The organism is Propioniciclava tarda (assembly GCF_900182665.1).
GTDB classification, from domain to species: domain Bacteria; phylum Actinomycetota; class Actinomycetes; order Propionibacteriales; family Propionibacteriaceae; genus Propioniciclava; species Propioniciclava tarda.
On sequence record NZ_FXTL01000002.1, the window covers coordinates 1 to 18,747 of the forward strand.

The window sequence follows — 18,747 nt, forward strand, 5'->3', positions numbered from 1 at the left end:
CTGCGGACTCGACTCACCCTGCACAACCCAACAATTCCAGCCCAGAACCGATCAACGCGGCGGACTCGCGGACGGATTGTTCAGCAGGCTCCTAGGGCGTGGGCCTCGGCCGAGAAGTCCTGGTCGGCCGCGCAGGCCTCGGTGGCGAACTCCCAGCCGTCGCGCACGCCTGTGAGTCGCTCGATCACCATGCCGAGGTCGGTGGCGTGGCCGGTCGGCCACTCGGCGACGAGGCGTCCGAACAACGCCGGAACGGCGCAGCCGGTGTCGTCCAGGGCGGCCAGTACTTCGGCGTCCAGGTTGGGTCCGGGCTCGATCTTGCGGAAGATCTTGAGGATGGCGTCCGCGCCGACCGTGACGTTGGTGTTGGACTGCTCGCCGCGCATGACGGACGCCGCCCCGGGCTTGCCCGGCGCGTCCTGCCACCGCATGGCCCGCGTGCTGCCGTACAGGGCCTCGACGAGCACCTGGATGGCCCGCGGATCGGCGGCCGCCTCGATGGTCGCGTGCCCGCAGGCGACCCGGATCGGCGGCACGGGGGCGTCCGCCTCGGGATAGGTGGCGGCGAGGAGGTGGTAGAACTCGCGTTCGCCGTCGGTGTAGTCGATCGTGGCCACGAAGCTCTCGACGGCCGGGACAACGCCGGGAGCCGTGTAGGCGGGCAGGCGTTCCAGCTTGCTCACCCGGCCGTCGCGTCCCTTGCCGCCGAACCAGCGGACCGTCTGCAGATAGTCCCACCAGGCGGACGCCAGGGTCATGCCGTCACCGTCAGCCAGACGAACCCGTAGGGCTCCAACGTGACCTCCAGGCCGGCCTCGGCGGGCACAACGTCGGCGGCACCGGCCAGCAGGCTGAAGCCGCCGTGGTCCTTGCCCGATGCGATCGACGTCGTCTGCGGGACCTCGGTCAGGTTGTTGAGCGCGAACACGGTCGTCCCGTCGTGGCTGCGGGAGAACGTGAAGACCTCGTCGGCTCCCTCCAGGTCGGTGAACGTGCCCAGGGTCAGCGCGGGGTTGGCCGCGCGCACCGCCAAGATGCCCTTGAGCCAGTTGAGCTGGCTGTCGGGGTCGGCCTGCTGGGCGGCCACGTTGATGGCCTTCGGACCGTAGGTGGCGTCCGTGATGAGGGGGTAGGTGTAGGTGGACGGGTCGGCGTCCGAGAAGCCGGCGTTCGGAGAGTCGTCCCACTGCATCGGCGTCCGGACGCCGTCGCGATCGTTCAGCCAGATGTTGTCGCCCATGCCGATCTCGTCGCCGTAGTAGAGGCACGGGGAACCGGGCAACGCTAAGAGCATCGCGTGGATGAGCCGGATCCGCCGCGGGTCGTTGTCCATCAGCGGTGCGAGACGACGCCGGATGCCGTCGTTGAGCTTCATGCGCGGATCCGGCGCGTACTCGCTCCACATCCAGTTGCGCTCGTCCGGCGTGACCATCTCGAGGGTGAGCTCGTCGTGGTTGCGCAGGAAGGTGCCCCACTGGCAGCCGGGCGGGATCGGGGGAGTTGCGGCCAGGATCTGGCTGATGCACTGCCGCGAGCCCTGCCGCAGGCCCATGTAGAGGCGCGGCATCACCGGGAAGTGGAAGGCCATCTGGCACTCGTCGTCATCACCGAAGTACTCGACGACGTCGTCCGGCCACTGGTTGGCCTCGCACAGCAGGATCTTGCCGGGGAACTCGGCGTCCACCATGGCGCGGACCTGCTTGAGGATCGCATGCGTCCCCGGCAGGTTCTCGCAGTTGGTGCCGTCCTGCTCGACGAGGTACGGGACGGCGTCCAGTCGGAAGCCGTCGACGCCCAGCGCGAGCCAGAACCGGATGGCGTCCAGGATCGCGTCCAGGACCGCGGGGTTCTCGAAGTTGAGGTCGGGCTGGAACTCGTAGAAGCGGTGGTAGTACCACTGGCCGCGGACCTCGTCGAAGGACCAGTTGGGCGGGTTGTCCGGGTACTCGCGGTTGAAGTAGTCGTAGAAGATGACGCGGGCGTCCAGGTAGACGTCCGGGGAATCGCGCCAGACGTAGAAGTCGCCGTAGGGGCCGTCTGGGTTGGTGCGGGACGCCTGGAACCATGCGTGCTGGTCGGACGTGTGGTTCATCACGAAGTCGGTGATGACCTTCATGCCGCGCGCGTGGGCCTCGTCCAGCAGCCGCTTGAGGTCGTCCAGGGTGCCCAACTCGGGCTGGACGCTGCGGTACTCGGCGACGTCGTACCCGCCGTCGCGCAGCGGCGACGGGAAGAACGGGGGCAGCCAGAGGCAGTCGATGCCCAGGTCCTTGAGGTAGTCGAGCTTGCCGGTCAGGCCCGCCAAGTCGCCGATGCCGTTGCCGTCACTGTCGGCGAACGATCGCACGAGCACCTCGTAGAAGACCGCCGACTTGAACCACTCGGAGTTGTCGATCATCTCAGCTCTACAGGACGTGGAGGATGTGCGCCGGCTGCGCCGGGGTCAGCCGGACGAAGTTGCGCTGGCCCCAGGTGAAGGTCGCGCCGGTGAGCTCGTCGCGGACGTGCAGCGGCGCGTCCGGTGCGAGACCAAGGGCGGCCATGTCGAGGGACAGCTCGCACTCGACCGTGTTGTCGGGGTCGAGCGAGCAGATCGTCAACACGACGTCGTTGCCGTCGACCTTCGAGAAGGCGATGACGCCGTCGTGAGCCGCGTCGTGGAAGTGGATGCGGCGCAGCTGCTGCAGAGCGGGGTGGTTGCGACGGATCGCGTTCAGGTTGCCCATCAGCAGATTCAGGTTCGGGGCCTTGTGGTAGTCGCGCGGCCGGTACTCGTACTTCTCGGAGTCGAGGTACTCCTCCTTGCCAGGCGCGAGGGGCAGGTGCTCGAACAGCTCGAAGCCCGAGTACACGCCCCAGTTCGGCGACATCGTCGCGGCCAGGATCGCTCGGATCGCGAACATCGCCGGATTGCCCGACTGCAGCGGCATCGGGTTGATGTCGGGGGTGTTGACGAAGAAGTTAGGCCGGTAGAAGGCGTCCGTCACGGTGGACAGCTCGACCAGGTAGTCGGTCAGCTCCTTCTTGGTGTTGCGCCAGGTGTAGTAGGTGTAGCTCATGTGGAAGCCCACCTTGCCGAGGGCGCCCATCATGGCCGGACGCGTGAACGCCTCGGCGAAGAAGAGCACGTCGGGGTCCGTCGCGTGGATCTGGTCCATGATCCAGGCCCAGAAGTCGACGGGCTTGGTGTGCGGGTTGTCCACGCGGAAGATGCGGACGCCGTGGCTCATCCACAGCTTCAGGATGCGCAGCACCTCGTGGTAGATGCCCACCGGATCGTTGTCGAAGTTGATCGGGTAGATGTCCTGGTACTTCTTCGGCGGATTCTCGGCGTACGCGATGGTGCCGTCGATGCGGGTGGTGAACCACTCGGGATGCTCGGTGACCCAGGGGTGGTCCGGGGACGCCTGCAGCGCGAAGTCCAGCGCGATCTCGAGGCCCAGGTCCTTGGCCTTGGCGACGAGGCGGTCGAAGGAGTCCCAGTCGCCGAGGTCGGGGTGCAGGGCGTCGTGTCCGCCGGCGGCGTTGCCGATGGCCCAGGGCGAGCCCGGGTCCTCGGCGGAGGCGTCCAGGGTGTTGTTCTTGCCCTTCTTGAACGCGTTGCCGATCGGGTGGACCGGCGGGAAGTAGACGACGTCGAAGCCCATGGCCGCGACCTCGTCGAGGCGGTCGTGGCAGGTGTCGAAGGTGCCCGAGACCCAGTGGCCGTCGGCATCGACGTAGGCGCCCTGGCTGCGGGGGAAGAACTCGTACCACGAGCCGTAGAGCGCGCGTCGGCGGTCGACCCTCAGCCTGAATTCCTCAGTGGGGGAGACCAGCTCGCGCGGTCCGTAGCGGCGCATCGCGTCGTTCAGGCCGCGGTTGGTCACGACGTCCAACAAGTCGGACGCCGACCGCTGCGGGATCAGCAACTGCGCGTTGGCGCGCAGGACGGACGCCGCGATCGGGTCCGCCGCGGCATCGGCGGCGAGCGCCGTGCGGCCCAGCAGGTCTTGGCCCTCCGCGCACACCAACTCGATGTCGACGCCCGCCGGCAGCTTCGCCTCGGCGTTGTGGACCCAGGTGCCCCACGGGTCCGACCAGCCCTCGACCCTAAACGTCCAGTCGCCCTCGGCGTCCGGCCTGATCCAGGCCTCCCAGGGATCCAGGCCCCTGGGCTCGAGCGGCGTCATGTCGACCCGGGTCTCGCGTCCGGTCGGGCTGGTCAGGATGACCGACGCGTTCACCGCGTCGTGCCCCTCGCGGAACACGGTCGCCCGCACCGGCAACTGCTCGTTGACCACGGCCTTGGCGGGGTAGGCGCCACCGTTCACGACGGGTGAGACGTCGATGACGGGGATGCGTCCGATCCCGGGAACCGGGGTGATGGTAGGGCGGGTCCCCGCCGGGACACGCGCGCTGTTTGCGGCCTTGCTGGCGGCCGCGTCTGGCTTGGCAGGGGTCGACATGAGCACAACCTACTGCACCGATTTCTCCTTGACATCGGGCATGGACAACCCCGTGCTGACAGCGCCGGACGCCCGGGTGTGTTGGTCCGCGGACCGGGGCGTGTGCGGGGGCGTCCGTGTCGACCCGTTATCCTTGGCGCTCGTGTCTATGAATCCGACCAGTCCTGTCAGCGCCACGTCCTTCGACGTGACCGACGAGAGCCAGCACGCGGGCCCGCACGTGGGCCCGATGTTCCCGCCGACGCACCCGGTCGCCAACGCGCCCGTCGGCACCCCGCCTCCCACGGTCGACGGCTTCGTTCGTGAGTTCCTGCACGAGCTGACGTCGAACCAGGGTGTGTCGCTGGAGCGGTCGACCGTCAACGACCAGTACCTGGCCCTGGCCCAGACCGTCCGCAACTACCTGTCCGCACGCTGGATCGAGACGCAGAAGAAGCAGCGGACGACCCGACCCAAGGGCGTGGCGTACCTCTCGGCCGAGTACCTCCTGGGCCGCCAGCTCGGCAACAACCTGCTGGCCACCGGGCTGATCGACATCGCCGAAGAGGCCATGAAGCAGTGCGGTCTCGACATCGCTGTGCTCCGCGCGCAAGAGGTCGAGCCGGGCCTCGGCAACGGCGGTCTCGGACGCCTCGCGGCCTGCTTCGTCGACTCGCTCGCCACCATGAACGTGCCCTGCATCGGCTACGGCCTGCGGTATGAGTACGGCATCTTCCGTCAGACCTTCGTGGACGGCCAGCAGGTCGAGCAGCCCGACACCTGGCTGGCGCTGGGCTGCCCGTGGGAGTTCGCGCACCCCGAGCACGCCATTCAGATCGACTTCGGGGGGACGATCGAGACGTACGTGGACGCCGACGGCGTCGAGCGAACCCGCTGGGTTCCCGAGTGGAACGTCCTCGGAATTCCCTACAACTACATGGTTCCGGGCTACCTCAACGGGCGCGTCAACACGCTGCGCCTGTGGAGCGCCGAGGCGACCAAGGCGTTCGACCTGGCCATCTTCAACAGCGGCGACTACGCCCAGGCCGTCCGCGCCCAGACGTTCGCCGAGAACATCACCAAGGTGCTCTACCCCGAGGACTCGACGCCCCAGGGCAAGGAACTGCGCCTGCAGCAGCAGTACTTCTTCGTGGCCTGCTCGCTGCGCGACTACATCGAGCGGGTCCTCGGACCGGAGTTCGACCTGCACGAGCTCGACTCGCGCATCATCTTCCAGCTCAACGACACGCATCCGGTGATCGCGGTGCCCGAGCTGATGCGCATCCTGGTCGACCTCAAGGGCTTCGACTGGGACGAGGCGTGGGCCGTCACCAAGAAGTGCTTCGCCTACACCTGCCACACGCTGCTGCCCGAGGCCCTGGAGGTCTGGCCGGTCGACCTGCTCGGTCGCCTCCTGCCGCGGCACCTGGAGATCATCTACCGCATCAACGAGGAGTTCCTGGACGAGGTCCGCGAGGCGTTCCCGGGCGACGAGATGCGGATTCGCCGCATGTCCATCGTCGCCGAGCATCCGGCGCGTGCAGTGCGGATGGCATACCTCGCCACGGTCGCCGGCTGCAAGGTCAACGGCGTGGCCGAGCTGCACAGCCAGCTGCTGCGCGACAAGGTCCTGCCCGACTTCAGCCAGCTGTGGCCGGAGAAGTTCACCAACGTCACCAATGGCGTGACGCCCCGCCGCTTCCTGCGGCTGGCCAACCGCGGCCTCTCGGAGCTGATCTCGAGCGCCATCGGCACCGGCTGGGTCACCGATCTCGAGCGGCTGCGCGAGCTGGAGCCCTACGCCGAGGACGCCGAGTTCCGGTCGGCGTTCCGCGACGTCAAGACCCGCAACAAGGCCAAGTTGAACGAGGTGCTGATCGCACGCGACGGCATCGAGCTCGGCCAGGACCATATGCTCGACGTCATGGTGAAGCGCCTGCACGAGTACAAGCGCCAGACCCTGAAGTTGCTGCACATCGTCACGCTCTACAACGAGATCATCTCGGGACGCCTCGACCCGAAGACCGTGACGCCGCGCAACTTCGTGTTCGGCGCCAAGGCGGCCCCGGGCTACCTGATGGCGAAGCAGATCATCCATCTGATCAACGCGGTGGGCTCGACGGTCAACGCGGACGAGCGCGTAGGCGGCGTCCTCAAGATCGCCTTCCCGCCGAACTACAACGTCACGCTGGCGGAGAAGCTGATCCCGGCGGCCGACCTGTCGGAGCAGATCTCGCTCGCGGGCATGGAGGCGTCCGGCACCGGCAACATGAAGTTCCAGATGAACGGCGCCCTGACCATCGGCACGGACGACGGCGCGAACGTCGAGATCCGCCGCCTCGTGGGTGACGAGAACTTCTTCCTGTTCGGCATGTCGGAGCCCGAGGTGGCCGAGCTGCAGGCGAAGGGCTACGACCCCGGCACGTACTACGAGTCCGACCGCCGGCTGCGGGGTGCGATCGACCTCATCGGCTCGGGCCACTTCTCGGGTGGTGACCGTGGCACCTTCGGCTCCATCGTGACCAACCTCGTCACCGTCGACCGGTTCATGGCCCTGGCCGATTACGCCTCATACATGGACGCCCAGGAGCGCGTCGAGAAGGCCTACGCCGACACCGAAGAGTGGACGCGGTCGGCCGTGCTCAACGTCGCTCGGTCTGGCTACTTCAGCTCGGACCGGTCCATGCGCGACTACATCCAGCGCATCTGGGGGACGCCGCCGGCGTTCTGAGGCTGAACCCACGAGGCGGGGCGATCGCAGTCAGCGATCGCCCCGCCTCGTTGTTCTGTCGGAGGGCCTCGGACGCGGTCTAGACAGCATCCAGGGCGGACGCCGTCGGCTCGGCCTCCGTCGTGGGCGCGGTGGGGCCGTCCGCCTGCCGCGACTCGGCCTCCGGCTGGCCCGCCGAGGCTGACTCGGTCGCTGGGTCGTCCGCGGCGCCCACGATGGGAGCGGGCTCGGTGTACTCGCTCGGGACGTCCGCCTGGAACACCAGGATCGTCCGGCCGGGAACCTCCAGTACGGACCCGGGCGCGAGCGTGACCGCTGTTTCAGCCACGAACTCGTCGGCGCGTCCGGTGTGGGCGACCAACGCGTAGCCGCGCGCCCAGGGCTCGCCCGGGAGCCGCAACGTCGTGTCCCAGTCGCCGCTGTGGATGAAGATGTAGAACGCTTCGTCGACGTCGGATAGGTAGAGGCCGAGGCTGCGGCGTCCGGAGTCGTTCCACTCGGGAATGCCCATCTCCCAGCCGGTCTCGAAGAACCAGGCGGACGCCCGACGGCCCAGGCCGCGGCCCTCGGCGTCCACGATCTCGGTGGACGAGCGGAAGTCGCGGGGCCGCAGGATCGGGTGTTCGCGGCGCAGTCGCAGCAGCGTGCGGGTGAGGTCGAGCTGGTCGCCCCACTCCTCGGACGTGTGCCAATCGACCCACGACAAGGGCGAATCCTGGCAGTAGGCGTTGTTGTTGCCCTGCTGGGTGCGGCCCATCTCGTCGCCCGCGAGGATCATCGGGGTGCCGGTGCTGAGCAGCATGGTGGCCATCATGTTGCGGGTGGTCCGATGGCGGGCCTCGGTGATCACCGCGTCGTCGGTGTCGCCCTCGAAGCCGTGGTTCCAGGACCGGTTATCGTCGGCCCCGTCGCGGTTGCGCTCGCCGTTGGCCTCGTTGTGCTTGAGGTCGTAGGTGACGACGTCACGCATCGTGAAGCCGTCGTGGGCGGTGACGAAGTTGACCGAACTGGTTGCGGGGCGTCCGTCGTGATCGAAGATGTCGGTGCTGCCGACAAGCCTCGTCGCCAACTCCTGGACGCCGGGAATGGCGTTGCGCCAAAAGTCGCGGGTGAAGCCGCGGTAGCGGTCGTTCCACTCGGCCCAGCCCTGGCCCCAGCGGCCGACTTGGTAGCCGTAGGGGCCGAGGTCCCAGGGCTCCGAGATCATGATCGCCTCGCTCAGGACGGGGTCCTCGGCGATGCGGCGCTTGAACTCGTGCGCCTGGTCGACGTGATGGAACTCGTCGCGGATGAGCGTGGTGCACAGGTCGAAGCGGAACCCGTCGACGCCCATCTCGGTCACCCAGTAGCGCAGGGAGTCGAGGACGAGGTCGAGGACGCCGTCGACCGAGGTGTCCACGGCGTTGCCGCAGCCGGTCACGTCGTAGTCGTTGCGCAGGTCGTTGGTCAGCCGGTAGTAGCCGGCGTGATCGATGCCGCGGAACGACAGCGTCGGGCCCTCGTGGCCGCCCTCGGCCGTGTGGTTGTAGACCACGTCCAGGATCACGGCGATGCCGGCGGAGTGCAGCGCGCTGACCATCGCCTTGAACTCGCGCACCTGCTCGCCCAGCGTGCCGGCGCTCGAGTAGGGGGCGTGCGGCGCAAAGAAGCCCAGCGTGTTGTAGCCCCAGAAGTTGGTGAGCCCGCGGCCGACCGTGAAGGGCTCCGAGACGAAGTGCTGCACCGGCAGCAACTGCACGGCGTTGATGCCGAGATCGGAGATGCTCTGGACGACGGCCGGGTAGGCCAGCCCCGCGTAGGTGCCGCGCAGGTGCTCGGGAACCGCCGGGTGCAGGCGCGTGTAGCCCTTGAGGTGGGTCTCGTACAGGACCAGGTCTTCGAGCTTCGGCCGCTCGGGCAGCGGGATCGGGGGCGGGGTGTCGGCCACGACGACGCTCAGGGGGACGGCCGCGAAGGAGTCCGTCGGGTCGGGCGTGAAGTTGTTGTCGACGGTGTGGTCGCTGATGGGTCCGGAGTAGTCCACGCCGCCGGTGATCGCGCGGGCGTAGGGGTCAAGCAGCAGCTTGGCCGGGTTGAAGCGCTGGCCGGTGTCGGGGCTCCACGGCCCGTGAACGCGGTAGCCGTAGCGCTGCTCGGCGCCGACCCCGGGCACGAAGACGGTCCAGACGCCGTCGGTCGAGCGGGTCATGTCGTGGTTCACCTGGCGGCGGTCGCTGCCCACGAGGGCGAGCTCGACGCGCGTCGCGCGCGGTGACCACAGGGCGAATCGGGTGCCGGCGTCCGTGACCGTCGCGCCCAGGATGGACGAGTCGGTCGGCCGTGGCAGGTCCGGTCGTGTCATGCGTCTCTTTCGTTCTACGTGCATCGCGAACTGCCTTGCCACGGGCAGGTTCGCGAGGCGTCGCGCCGGAGGCGGACGTTCCATTGTGCCGCAGTGGACGCCGAAAGCCCCATTCGGGCAGGCGCATGCGAGCGCCCTGGCGCCGTCCGCGCCTAGGATCGGCCTCGACGAGAGGACCTTCATGGCTGGCACGACCGGGGTCGGATCGCTGCCCGGCACGGACGCTGCGGCCGCCGTCCGTCTTGCGTTGGCCGACGTCGACCCCGCCTGGCTGCCCGAGCTGCCGGCGCGCGGGCCGTGGGCGTCCATGGTGGGCCGCGCGACGGCCCTGTTGACGGGTCTCTCGACCGATCTCAGCGCCGGCGAGTGGCGTCTGTCGTCGGCGTCCGGCATCGACCAGCGGCGCGCGCGGGGGACGCTGCGCGACGACCTGGAGGTGCTGGAAGAGAACGCCCAGGGGTATTCGGGACCGGTCAAGCTGTCCGTCTGCGGGCCTTGGACGCTGGCGTCCCAGCTGTTTCGTCCGCTCGGCGGACGCGTCCTCGGCGACCGCGGCGCGCGCCGTGACGTCGCCCAGTCGCTGGCGGATGGCATGGGCGTCCTTGTGGCTGACCTCAGGCGCCGGCTTCCGGGCCTTGAGGTGCGCGTGCAGGTCGACGAGCCGTCCCTGCCGGCGGTCTTGGGCGGACGCGTCCCGACCGAGGGCGGCTTCTTCCGGCATCGCTCGGTCACCGAAGCAGAGGTGGCAGAGGTCCTAGAGCCGTTCGCGCAGTTGAGCGATGAGTCGCTGGTCCACTGCTGCGCGCCGGACGTCCCAGTGCGGCTGTTGACGGCGTCCGGACGCCACGGCGCCGGCTTCGCCGGCATCAGCCTCGACGGCTCCCTGCTGGACCGGACGCAGTGGGACGCCGTCGCGCAGGCCGTCGAGGACGGGACGGGGTTGTACCTCGGCGTCCTTGACCCCTCGGACGCCGCAGGCGGGCCGGACCCCATCGTGCAGCGTGCCCTGGGCTGGCTGCGGCCATTGGAACTGGGCGCCGTGCTGGCCGATCGCCTCTGGCTCACCCACACCTGCGGCCTCGCGGGCGTCGAGCCGCGAGAGGTGCCGAGGCAGCTGTCCGCCTTGCGCCGCGCCGCCGAGCACGTCGACGAGGCGCTGCGGGGCTGACGGCCGACTGTCGGTGGCCGGCGCTAGGTTGTGCGCGTGAGCGAAACAGATGACCGCGCCCGCCATGCGCGCCTCGCCCAGGACGTCGAGGACGCCCGTTTCCGCTACTACGTGCTCGACGCGCCGACGCTGAGCGATGCCGCCTTTGACGCCATGATGCGCGAGTTGGAGGCCCTCGAAGAGCTGCATCCCGACCTGAAGACGCCCGACTCGCCGACGCAGCAGGTCGGCGGCGCTGTCGGGGCGTCCTTCGAGCCCGTGACCCACCTCGAGCCCCTGATGAGCCTCGACAATGCGTTCTCGGTCGACGAGGTCCGGCGCTGGGCCGCGCGCCTGGGCGAGCCGTTCCCTGCGTTGCTCTGCGAGGTCAAGATCGACGGTCTCGCGCTCGATCTGGTGTACCGGTCCGGGCGCCTGGTGTCGGCGGCGACCCGCGGCGACGGCCGAGTCGGGGAAGACGTCACCGCGAACGTGCGCACTATCGCTTCGGTGCCCCAGCGTCTCGCGGGCGAGGGGGTGCCCGACCTGCTGGAGGTGCGCGGCGAGGTCTTCATGAACGCCGCCGACTTCGCCGACCTGAACCGCCGGCTGTCCGAAGAGGCCCTGGCCGCAGGCAAGCCGCCGCGCACCTTCGCCAATCCACGCAACGCGGCCGCCGGATCACTGCGGCAAAAGGACGCCCGCGTCACGGCGTCCAGGAAGCTCGACTTTCTGAGCCACGGCATCGGCGCCTACTCCGGGACGCCGTTCGAGCGGCAGTCGGACGCCTATGGCGTGCTCACGTCGCTGGGCCTGCCGGTCAGCCGGCACAACCGAGTGGTCGGCTCGTTGGACGAAGCCCTGGGCTACATCGTCGAACGGGGTGAGCGGCGCCACGACCTGCCGCACGAGATGGACGGCGTCGTGCTGAAGGTCGACGATCGTGCTCGGCAGGCCGCGCTGGGATTCACGTCCCGCGCCCCGCGCTGGGCGCTGGCGTACAAGTACCCGCCGGAGGAGGTCAACACCAAGCTCCTGCGCATTGAGGTGAACACCGGACGCACCGGGCGGGTCACGCCGTATGGCGTCATGGAGCCGGTGTTCGTGTCGGGGTCGACCGTCGAGATGGCCACGCTGCACAACGCCTTCGAGGTGGCGCGAAAGGACGTGCGTCCGGGCGACACGGTGGTTCTCCGCAAGGCGGGCGACGTGATCCCCGAGATCGTGGGACCCGTGCTGGACCTGCGTCCCGAGGGCTTGCCGGCCTGGGTGATGCCCACCGAGTGCCCCTCATGCGGGGCGACCCTGCGTCCGGAGAAAGAGGGTGACAAGGACCTGCGCTGCCCCAACGCCCGCTCCTGCCCGGCCCAACTGCGGGAGCGGATCTTCGGCCTGGCGTCCCGCGGTGCGTTCGACATCGAGGCACTCGGCTGGGAGGCCGCGATCGCTCTGACCGATCCCGAGTTCGGACGCCCCCACGACGCGTTCAGCCTGCCGCAGTCGCCGGTGCTGGACTCCGAGGCAGGGCTGTTCGACCTCGCGCTCGATCGGCTGGCCGGAGTCGAGGTCTGGCGCCGACGCAAGAAGGCGGGCGTTGAGCAGCCGCCCGCGCTCGAGCCGTTCTTCTTCACCAAGGCCACGCCGAAGAAGCCCGCCGTGCCGCGTGCGACCACCGAGGTGCTGCTCGCCGAGCTGGACAAGGCCAAAAGCCAGCCCGTCTGGCGCGTGCTGGTCGCGCTGTCGATCCGTCACGTGGGCCCGACAGCGGCGCGGGCGCTCGCGGACCATTTCAAGTCGGTGGACGCCGTCGCGGCGGCGTCCGTCGAGGAGCTGTCGGCCGTGGACGGCGTCGGCGGAACGATCGCGGCGGCGATCCGGGACTGGTTTGACGGCCCGGACTCGTCCTGGCACCGCGACATCGTGGAGCGCTGGCGGGCCGCCGGCGTCCGGATGGCCGACGAGGCCGCTGAGACGTCCGAGCTGCCTCAGACGCTGATGGGACAGACCGTCGTGATCACCGGGGCGGTGCCGGGGTACACCCGCGAATCGGCGTCCGAGGCGGTCGTCGCCCGGGGCGGCAAGAGCGCCGGCTCGGTGTCCAAGAACACGTCCGTGCTGGTCGCCGGCGAGACGACGGGGTCGAAGTACGCGAAGGCCGAGTCGCTCGGCATCCCGATCCTGGACGCCGACTCCTTCGACGACCTGCTGGCGCGGGGCGCCGATGCCATCCCCGGGTAGCCTTGCGCGCGTGGACGGGCTCAACAGCAACCTCAACCTCAACGGGGACGCCTCGCCGACCGTGATCCCGGGGCTGGGGGAGTGGGGGCCGACGAGCGTGCCCAGCACGCGGTCGAAGAAGCGCATGCGCTGGCTGATCGTGCTCTTTTTCACCCTCGCGCTGACCGCCGTCACCCTGTTCGGCTGGTTCATCTACACGGTGCTCAACGGATGATCGTCGACGTCGACACGCCGGTCGGCCCCGGACGCCTGACGCTGTCGCTGACAGCGGACGCCCCCCGCGCGGTCCTTCTGGTGAGCCATGGAGCGGGTGGCGGGATCGACACGGTCGACCTCGTGGCCCTCGCTGAGGCGCTTCCGGCCCAGGGCATCGCGGTGGTCCGGTACGAGCAGCCGTGGCGCGTCGCCGGCAAGAAGGTCGCCTCGCCGCCCGCCACCCTCGACGCCGGCTGGCGCCCGGGGTTGGACGCCGTCGCCGCCCGGTTCCCGGGCGTTCCGTTGGTGGTCGGCGGCCGCAGCGCGGGCGCCCGCGTGGCGTGTCGCTGTTTCGCGGAGCCGGCCGTCGGCGTCCTGGCGTTGAGCTTTCCGCTGCACCCGCCGGGGCGTCCGGAGAAGTCGCGCGTCGACGAGTTGGCCAGCGTCGCCGGACCCGTCCTGCTGATCTCGGGCGACCGCGACCCTTTCGCAAGCCCCGAGGAGTTGCGGACGGCGATCGCGGCAGGTCAAGCCGGCGAACGGCAGCTCGTCATCGTTCCTGGCTCGGCGCACTCGTTCCGGGCGCCCGGAGCGGCGCAGCTCGCGGCCGCGGCGTCCGAGTTCGTCCTCGGGCTGCTGCCGCCCCAGAGCTGAGAGCCTCATGCTGCGAATCGGAACCCTCGGTGAGCCGGCCCTGCTGCCGGACGCCCTCGCGGCGCTGCGGGACCTCGCCGACGCCGGGACCCTCGACGCGATCGATCCGGAGGTCCTGCTGATCTCCACCACGGCGACGCTGGATCGTCCCGCGCTCGCCAGCCTGCCCTCGCTTCGGCACGTCCTGGTCTGCGGCACGTCGTTGGGCCGGATCGATCTGGGCGCGCTCGCAGAGCGCGGCATCAGCGTCGACAACGTCACCCACTACGGCGATCACCCGGCGGCGGAGGTCACGTTCATGCAGCTCGCCGCGCTCGCTCGCGGCTTTGGCGTCCATCAGTGGCGGCCCGAGCCGCGGGAACTGGCGGGGAAGCGCTGCACCATCATCGGGCTGGGCGATCTCGGCCGCTCGATGGCCCACCTGGCCCTCGCCTACGGCATGGACCTCAGCTACATCAGCCGGCAATCCAAACCGGAGTTGGACGCCGCGGGCGCGGTCCGCGGAACGCGCACCGAACTGCTGCCGCGGGCCGAGATCGTGATCCTGACCGGACCCACCGACACCGAGATGCTGTCCCGGGCCGACTTCGACCTGCTGGCGGACGGGGCCATCCTGGTCCAGGCCAGCGGCGGCCAGGCATTCGATGATCAGGGCTTCCGCGACTGGCTGTCGCGTCCCGGCAATTTCGCGATCTTCGATCTCGGCGCAGGTGAGGAGACCTACGCCGCGTATGCGGGACTCGAGCGGGTGATCTTTCCGAGGGTCGTCGCCGGCCATTCGCTCGAAACCAAGCAGCGGCTGGGAGCCGCCGTGGTGAGCATCGTGCGCGCGCTCGTGTCGGTTTGACCGGGTGGGGACGCCCCACGTAATCTTGTCCTTCGGTGCCCGGTTGGGTCGGCCTCGTTGCCGCCGGAGGTGCCATTCGTCAAGTCACCACAGAGAGTAGGTCAGCCGTGTACGCGATCGTGCGCAGTGGCGGACGCCAGCACAAGGTTGCCGTGGGCGACGTCCTCGAAGTCGACAAGCTCGATGCAGCGGTCGGTTCGACCGTGGACCTCGTTCCGCTGCTCCTGGTCGACGGCGACACCGTGACCGCCGAGGCCGAGGGCCTGGGCAAGGTGGCCGTGAAGGCCGAGGTGCTCGCGGAGACCAAGGGTCCCAAGATTCGCATCCTGAAGTACAAGAACAAGACCGGCTACAAGAAGCGCATGGGCCACCGCCAGCGCTACACGCAGGTCAAGGTCACGGACATCAAGGCCTGAGGAGCAGAAGATGGCACACAAGAAGGGCGCATCCAGCTCCCGTAACGGTCGCGATTCCAATAGCCAGCGCCTCGGCGTGAAGCGCTTCGGCGGCGAGCTCGTCGGCGCCGGAGAGATCATCGTCCGTCAGCGCGGCACCCACTTCCACCCGGGCGACGGCGTCGGCCGCGGTGGCGATGACACGCTGTTCGCGCTGCGCGAGGGCAAGGTCGAGTTCGGCACGCGTCGTGGCCGCAAGGTCGTCAACGTCGCGGTCGAGGCTGAGGCCAAGTAACCAACACACGCACACGTTGGGCCGGTTCACACCGGCCCTTCGGTGCGTTAATGGGCACATGGCGCGACTCGATTCCTGGCTGTGGGGCGTCCGGCTGTACAAGACGCGGTCAGCGGCGACCGCGGGCGTCCGGGGTGGGCACGTCAAGGTCAACGACGAGTCCGCGAAGCCGGCGCAGGTGCTCGCGCCTGGTGACATCGTCAGGGTGCGGTCCGGCGAGGACGAGCGGATCGTCGAGGTCGTGGACGCTTCCTTGGTCAAACGCGTCGGAGCCAGTTTGGCCGTCAAGGCCTACCTCGATCGGACGCCGGAGAAGCCGCCGCCCATCATCGAGATGACCGGACGGATCGCCGTCCGAGAGCGGGGCGCGGGGCGTCCGACGAAACGCGAACGCCGCGACCTGGACAAGTTGCGCGGCTTCGAGCACTGAGACGCTGGTCCGTCACGGATCGGCTCGGCCTAGCCTGCGTTCGTGACCTGCTCGCGCTTCGTGGCATCCCTCGCCATGTCCGCCCTGGGGCTGTGCCTCACGGGCTGCGACGTGGACGCCCGCGTCACGATCGGCGCAGACGACGTCGTTGACGTCCAGATCACGTCCTGGGAGAAGTCGGCATCCTCTTGGGTGGACGCCAGTGGCCAACAGGTCACCCATGCGCCGAGTCCCTGCCGAGACCTACAGCCCTACGCGCAACACCTGACGCTGGTCGAGCTGCACGATCCGGGCGACCCAGATCGGGTCGGTTGCCGGGCCACGGGACGCGTCCCGTTCGCCGAGGTCGCAAAGCACCAGACGGTCGGGCAAGTCGCCGGACGCTACGTGGTGGCGGTGTCGGCGTCCCAGATGCACAAGATGCTCCTGACCTCACACGGGACGCTGCCCAACAAGGACTCGTCCAGCATCTCGATCACGTTTCCCGGACCGGTTCTGTCGGCATCCGCGGGCGGGGCGATCAGCGGGCGTACGGTGACGTGGTCCGACGCCAGCGCATTTCCCTGGATGGCCCTGGAGGCCACCGCCGACCGCAGCTCGATGCCGGATCTGGCGCTCCCCCTCGCGGTGGTCGGCTCTGGCCTGGCCGGTGTCGGCCTGGGGCTGCTGGCCTGGCGGCTCGCCGCCCGACGCGTGGCAAGCGCGGCGGGCAGGCCCGAGGCGGAAGGAGCCGAGCCATGAGGTGGAGGCTCGCGCTCGTTGGCCTGTTGCTGCCGCTCGTCGGCGGGTGCTCGGTGGTCGGCACGGCGGTTATCTCGCCGGACGACATCGTCACGGTGGAGGCGACGATTTGGGAGTCCAGGGACGGACAGAGAGCCTGCACCGGGCTGGCGGACCCGCTCCTCGGACTGTCGGTCCAGCCCCTGACTGATCCCGCCAGCCCCGCACGCAGCGGGTGCCGCGTGAAGGGCAGCCTGCACCTGGTCGCGCTGGCCGTGCCCGACCTCGGGGTGAGCCTCAGGCATACCGGCGATGGCCGTTACGTGCTCATCGCCCCGTCAGGTCTGTGGGACGCGGCCACTCCCTCCGCCAGCAGCCCGGAGTTGGACTTTCGGGTCACCTTCCCCGGACCTGTCATCGAGACTGACCCTGCGGCGTCCGTGGACGGTTCCACGGTGTCCTGGACGGCCCCGCCGGCGCCGGGCCGGGGCCTCGAGGCGGTCAGCCTGGAGGGCGGCCAGCTGCCTCCACTCACCTGGCTGGCCTTCTGGTCGGGGCTGGCCCTTCTAGCTGGAGTCGGCGCGGTGATCGCCTACCAGGCCGTCCGCGCTGCCTGGCGTCGACGTGGCGTCCGGCCGGTGGAGATGAGCCAAGCGACGGCGCCCGACTGGTCCCAGGACTAGGCACGCTCAGGCAGTCGGACGCCGACGAGCCTGTCCCCGGAGGGTTCGATCGCGCGCCGTCCTGCCACCGCTCGCCGCGGACCCGAACGTCTCGGCTCCGGACGCCGACGAGCCGTAGGCTCGCGCTCATGCACCCCCGGCGGCGTTGGGCGGCCGCGTTGGCCGCGTCGGCGGCGTTGCTGTGTCTGGGCGGCTGCACGGTTGACGCCACGTTCGTGATCCATGCCGATGACACGGTGACCGTCGACGTCGAGTCGTGGCAGCGCATGGACGGTGTCGTGTTCGACCAGGAGGGGAACGTTGTCCCTGCCGACGAGCAGGGCTGCTCCAACTTGAAGCACTTCTTGCCAGGACTGCAGTACGAAACCCTCACGGCCGCCTCCGACTTCGTGCCCGTGATCGGCTGCCGGGCCACGGGCACCACGACGCTGGCGGCGATCGATGGCAGGACGCCTTTGGTGCATGTGGGGGACCGCTACGTCCTCTTCGCGTCGCCGACCTGGCGACAGAACTTCGCGAACGACGTGTCGGTCCCGCCGGGGCAGAAGGCCCGACCGGCCCACCTCTCGATCACCTTCCCGGGCCCCGTCGAGTCGACTGATTCCTCGGCGACTGTCGACGGCACAACGGTGACCTGGTCCGACATCCGCCCGTCGGTGGATGTGTCCACCGCTGGCGGGATGGTGTTCTTGACCCCCCTGCAGGCGATCGCCTATGAGGCACCAAATCCCTTCGTCACAGGGCTGATCTCAGCCTTAGGCGCGATCGTCGGAGCGGCCGCTGTGGTCGGGTTCGTCCGGCGTCGTCGCAAGAACGGCCCTGGCCGATGAGAGGCGTCCGGTTGGCCGCCATCGCCACCTCGTTGCTCCTGCTCGCCGGGTGTGAGGCGTCCGGCTCGCTGGTCATCGCGGCTGACGACAAGGTCAAGGTCGATGTCACCGCGTGGGCCGAGGTCGGCGAGGAGGTGTCGGTCGACGAGTACGGCAACGAGACCGCTCTGCCACCGAGGCCGGGCTGCGAGTACCTGTCCATCCAGGTGGAGGGGCTGATCGCTTCCTCAGAGGTCGACGCGAAGAACCCCAAGAGAGTGGGCTGCCATTGGACCGGCGTCACGACAGTGGAGGCGCTCCAAAGCGTGGAACCCGGCGCGGGCACGCTGACCCAGAGCGATTCCCGGACGATCATCCTTGTCAACAGGGACTTCTTCAAGCAGAGCACGCAGTACCTGCCGGACGCGTCGATCCGACCGGTGTTCGATCTGTCCGTCACCTTCCCCGGCCAGGTGCTGGAGCACGACGAGGCATCGACGTTGAGCGGCACGACGGTCCGCTGGTCCGACACCGTCGCCTTGTCCAAGACGGGGATGAGAGTTGCTTCCGTCCGGCCCGGCGACCATCCGTCACCGCCCAGCCTCCTGCCGGTGTTCGGCGCGGGTGGGCTGGTGTTCGGCGGGGCGGCTGCCGGGCTGGTGATCGCTGGCCGCCGGGGACGCCGTCGGCTGGCGCCGTCGGCGTCCGATCAGATCGACAGCCAGCCGGACGCCGACGCGCCGGTCCCCGCGGAGGTTGAACCTGAGCCCGTCTCGGAGCCGCCGGAGACCCCAGAGGACCACTCGGTCTGGGCGCCGGACGCCGACCGATAGAC

The 18,747-nt window shown here is 69.2% G+C and carries 17 protein-coding genes; 13 read left to right on the forward strand and 4 right to left on the reverse strand.

Going from position 1 to position 18,747, the window contains the following annotated elements; genetic code table 11:
* Positions 1 to 80: 80 nt before the first annotated feature.
* From FN821_RS01950 to FN821_RS01960, 3 genes are read right to left on the reverse strand one after another with little or no spacing between them, the layout of a single operon-like run.
* On the reverse strand, positions 81 to 758 hold the full coding sequence (locus FN821_RS01950) for a maltokinase N-terminal cap-like domain-containing protein (protein ID WP_131170882.1): 678 nt from the start codon (positions 756 to 758) through the stop codon (positions 81 to 83).
* Positions 755 to 2,398, reverse strand: coding sequence for a maltose alpha-D-glucosyltransferase (treS, locus tag FN821_RS01955; RefSeq protein WP_131170883.1), 1,644 nt, complete (start codon positions 2,396 to 2,398; stop codon positions 755 to 757). The genes FN821_RS01950 and treS overlap by 4 nt, the downstream gene beginning before the upstream one ends.
* A 7-nt stretch (positions 2,399 to 2,405) precedes the next feature.
* Positions 2,406 to 4,448: a maltotransferase domain-containing protein gene (locus FN821_RS01960; RefSeq protein ID WP_131170884.1), complete on the reverse strand. Its 2,043-nt coding sequence runs from the start codon at positions 4,446 to 4,448 to the stop codon at positions 2,406 to 2,408.
* 148 nt (positions 4,449 to 4,596) lie between these two features.
* Between FN821_RS01960 and FN821_RS01965 the strand changes: the two genes are divergently transcribed.
* Complete coding sequence (locus tag FN821_RS01965; RefSeq protein WP_131170885.1) at positions 4,597 to 7,158, forward strand: glycogen/starch/alpha-glucan phosphorylase; 2,562 nt, start codon at positions 4,597 to 4,599, stop codon at positions 7,156 to 7,158.
* Positions 7,159 to 7,237: 79 nt separating this feature from the next.
* Here FN821_RS01965 and glgX read toward each other — a convergent pair whose 3' ends face one another.
* On the reverse strand, positions 7,238 to 9,499 hold the full coding sequence (gene glgX / locus FN821_RS01970) for a glycogen debranching protein GlgX (protein WP_206661959.1): 2,262 nt from the start codon (positions 9,497 to 9,499) through the stop codon (positions 7,238 to 7,240).
* 181 nt (positions 9,500 to 9,680) lie between these two features.
* Between glgX and FN821_RS01975 the strand changes: the two genes are divergently transcribed.
* The 12 genes from FN821_RS01975 (at position 9,681) to FN821_RS02030 (ending at position 18,745) form a co-directional block, all read left to right on the forward strand.
* Positions 9,681 to 10,667 carry a uroporphyrinogen decarboxylase/cobalamine-independent methonine synthase family protein gene (locus FN821_RS01975; protein ID WP_131170886.1) on the forward strand — a complete coding sequence of 329 codons (987 nt, stop codon included), beginning with the start codon at positions 9,681 to 9,683 and terminating at the stop codon, positions 10,665 to 10,667.
* Between the two features lie 30 nt (positions 10,668 to 10,697).
* Positions 10,698 to 12,884, forward strand: coding sequence for an NAD-dependent DNA ligase LigA (ligA, locus tag FN821_RS01980; RefSeq protein ID WP_206661960.1), 2,187 nt, complete (start codon positions 10,698 to 10,700; stop codon positions 12,882 to 12,884).
* Positions 12,885 to 12,894: 10 nt separating this feature from the next.
* Positions 12,895 to 13,098 carry a hypothetical protein gene (locus FN821_RS01985; protein WP_131170888.1) on the forward strand — a complete coding sequence of 68 codons (204 nt, stop codon included), beginning with the start codon at positions 12,895 to 12,897 and terminating at the stop codon, positions 13,096 to 13,098.
* Entirely contained in the window at positions 13,095 to 13,733 is a 639-nt protein-coding gene (locus FN821_RS01990) for an alpha/beta hydrolase family protein (RefSeq protein WP_131170889.1), read from the forward strand. The genes FN821_RS01985 and FN821_RS01990 overlap by 4 nt, the downstream gene beginning before the upstream one ends.
* Positions 13,734 to 13,740: 7 nt before the next feature.
* Positions 13,741 to 14,580, forward strand: a complete 840-nt coding sequence (locus FN821_RS01995) for an NAD(P)-dependent oxidoreductase (RefSeq protein WP_131170890.1) — start codon at positions 13,741 to 13,743, stop codon at positions 14,578 to 14,580.
* A 107-nt stretch (positions 14,581 to 14,687) separates the two neighbouring features.
* Positions 14,688 to 14,996, forward strand: a complete 309-nt coding sequence (rplU, locus tag FN821_RS02000) for a 50S ribosomal protein L21 (RefSeq protein ID WP_131170891.1) — start codon at positions 14,688 to 14,690, stop codon at positions 14,994 to 14,996.
* 10 nt (positions 14,997 to 15,006) lie between these two features.
* Complete coding sequence (gene rpmA, locus FN821_RS02005) at positions 15,007 to 15,270, forward strand: 50S ribosomal protein L27 (RefSeq protein ID WP_131170892.1); 264 nt, start codon at positions 15,007 to 15,009, stop codon at positions 15,268 to 15,270.
* A gap of 58 nt (positions 15,271 to 15,328) precedes the next feature.
* The gene (locus FN821_RS02010) at positions 15,329 to 15,700 is read left to right on the forward strand and encodes an RNA-binding S4 domain-containing protein (RefSeq protein ID WP_131170893.1); all 372 of its coding nucleotides are present in this window, start codon (positions 15,329 to 15,331) and stop codon (positions 15,698 to 15,700) included.
* 42 nt (positions 15,701 to 15,742) lie between these two features.
* The gene (locus FN821_RS02015) at positions 15,743 to 16,441 is read left to right on the forward strand and encodes an LppM family (lipo)protein (protein ID WP_131170894.1); all 699 of its coding nucleotides are present in this window, start codon (positions 15,743 to 15,745) and stop codon (positions 16,439 to 16,441) included.
* Positions 16,438 to 17,103, forward strand: a complete 666-nt coding sequence (locus FN821_RS02020; RefSeq protein ID WP_131170895.1) for an LppM family (lipo)protein — start codon at positions 16,438 to 16,440, stop codon at positions 17,101 to 17,103. The genes FN821_RS02015 and FN821_RS02020 overlap by 4 nt, the downstream gene beginning before the upstream one ends.
* A 128-nt stretch (positions 17,104 to 17,231) precedes the next feature.
* Positions 17,232 to 17,933, forward strand: a complete 702-nt coding sequence (locus tag FN821_RS02025) for a hypothetical protein (RefSeq protein WP_131170896.1) — start codon at positions 17,232 to 17,234, stop codon at positions 17,931 to 17,933.
* 11 nt (positions 17,934 to 17,944) lie between these two features.
* Positions 17,945 to 18,745 (forward strand): hypothetical protein, encoded by an 801-nt coding sequence (locus FN821_RS02030; RefSeq protein WP_131170897.1) that lies wholly within the window; start codon positions 17,945 to 17,947, stop codon positions 18,743 to 18,745.
* The last annotated feature ends 2 nt before the right edge of the window (positions 18,746 to 18,747 follow it).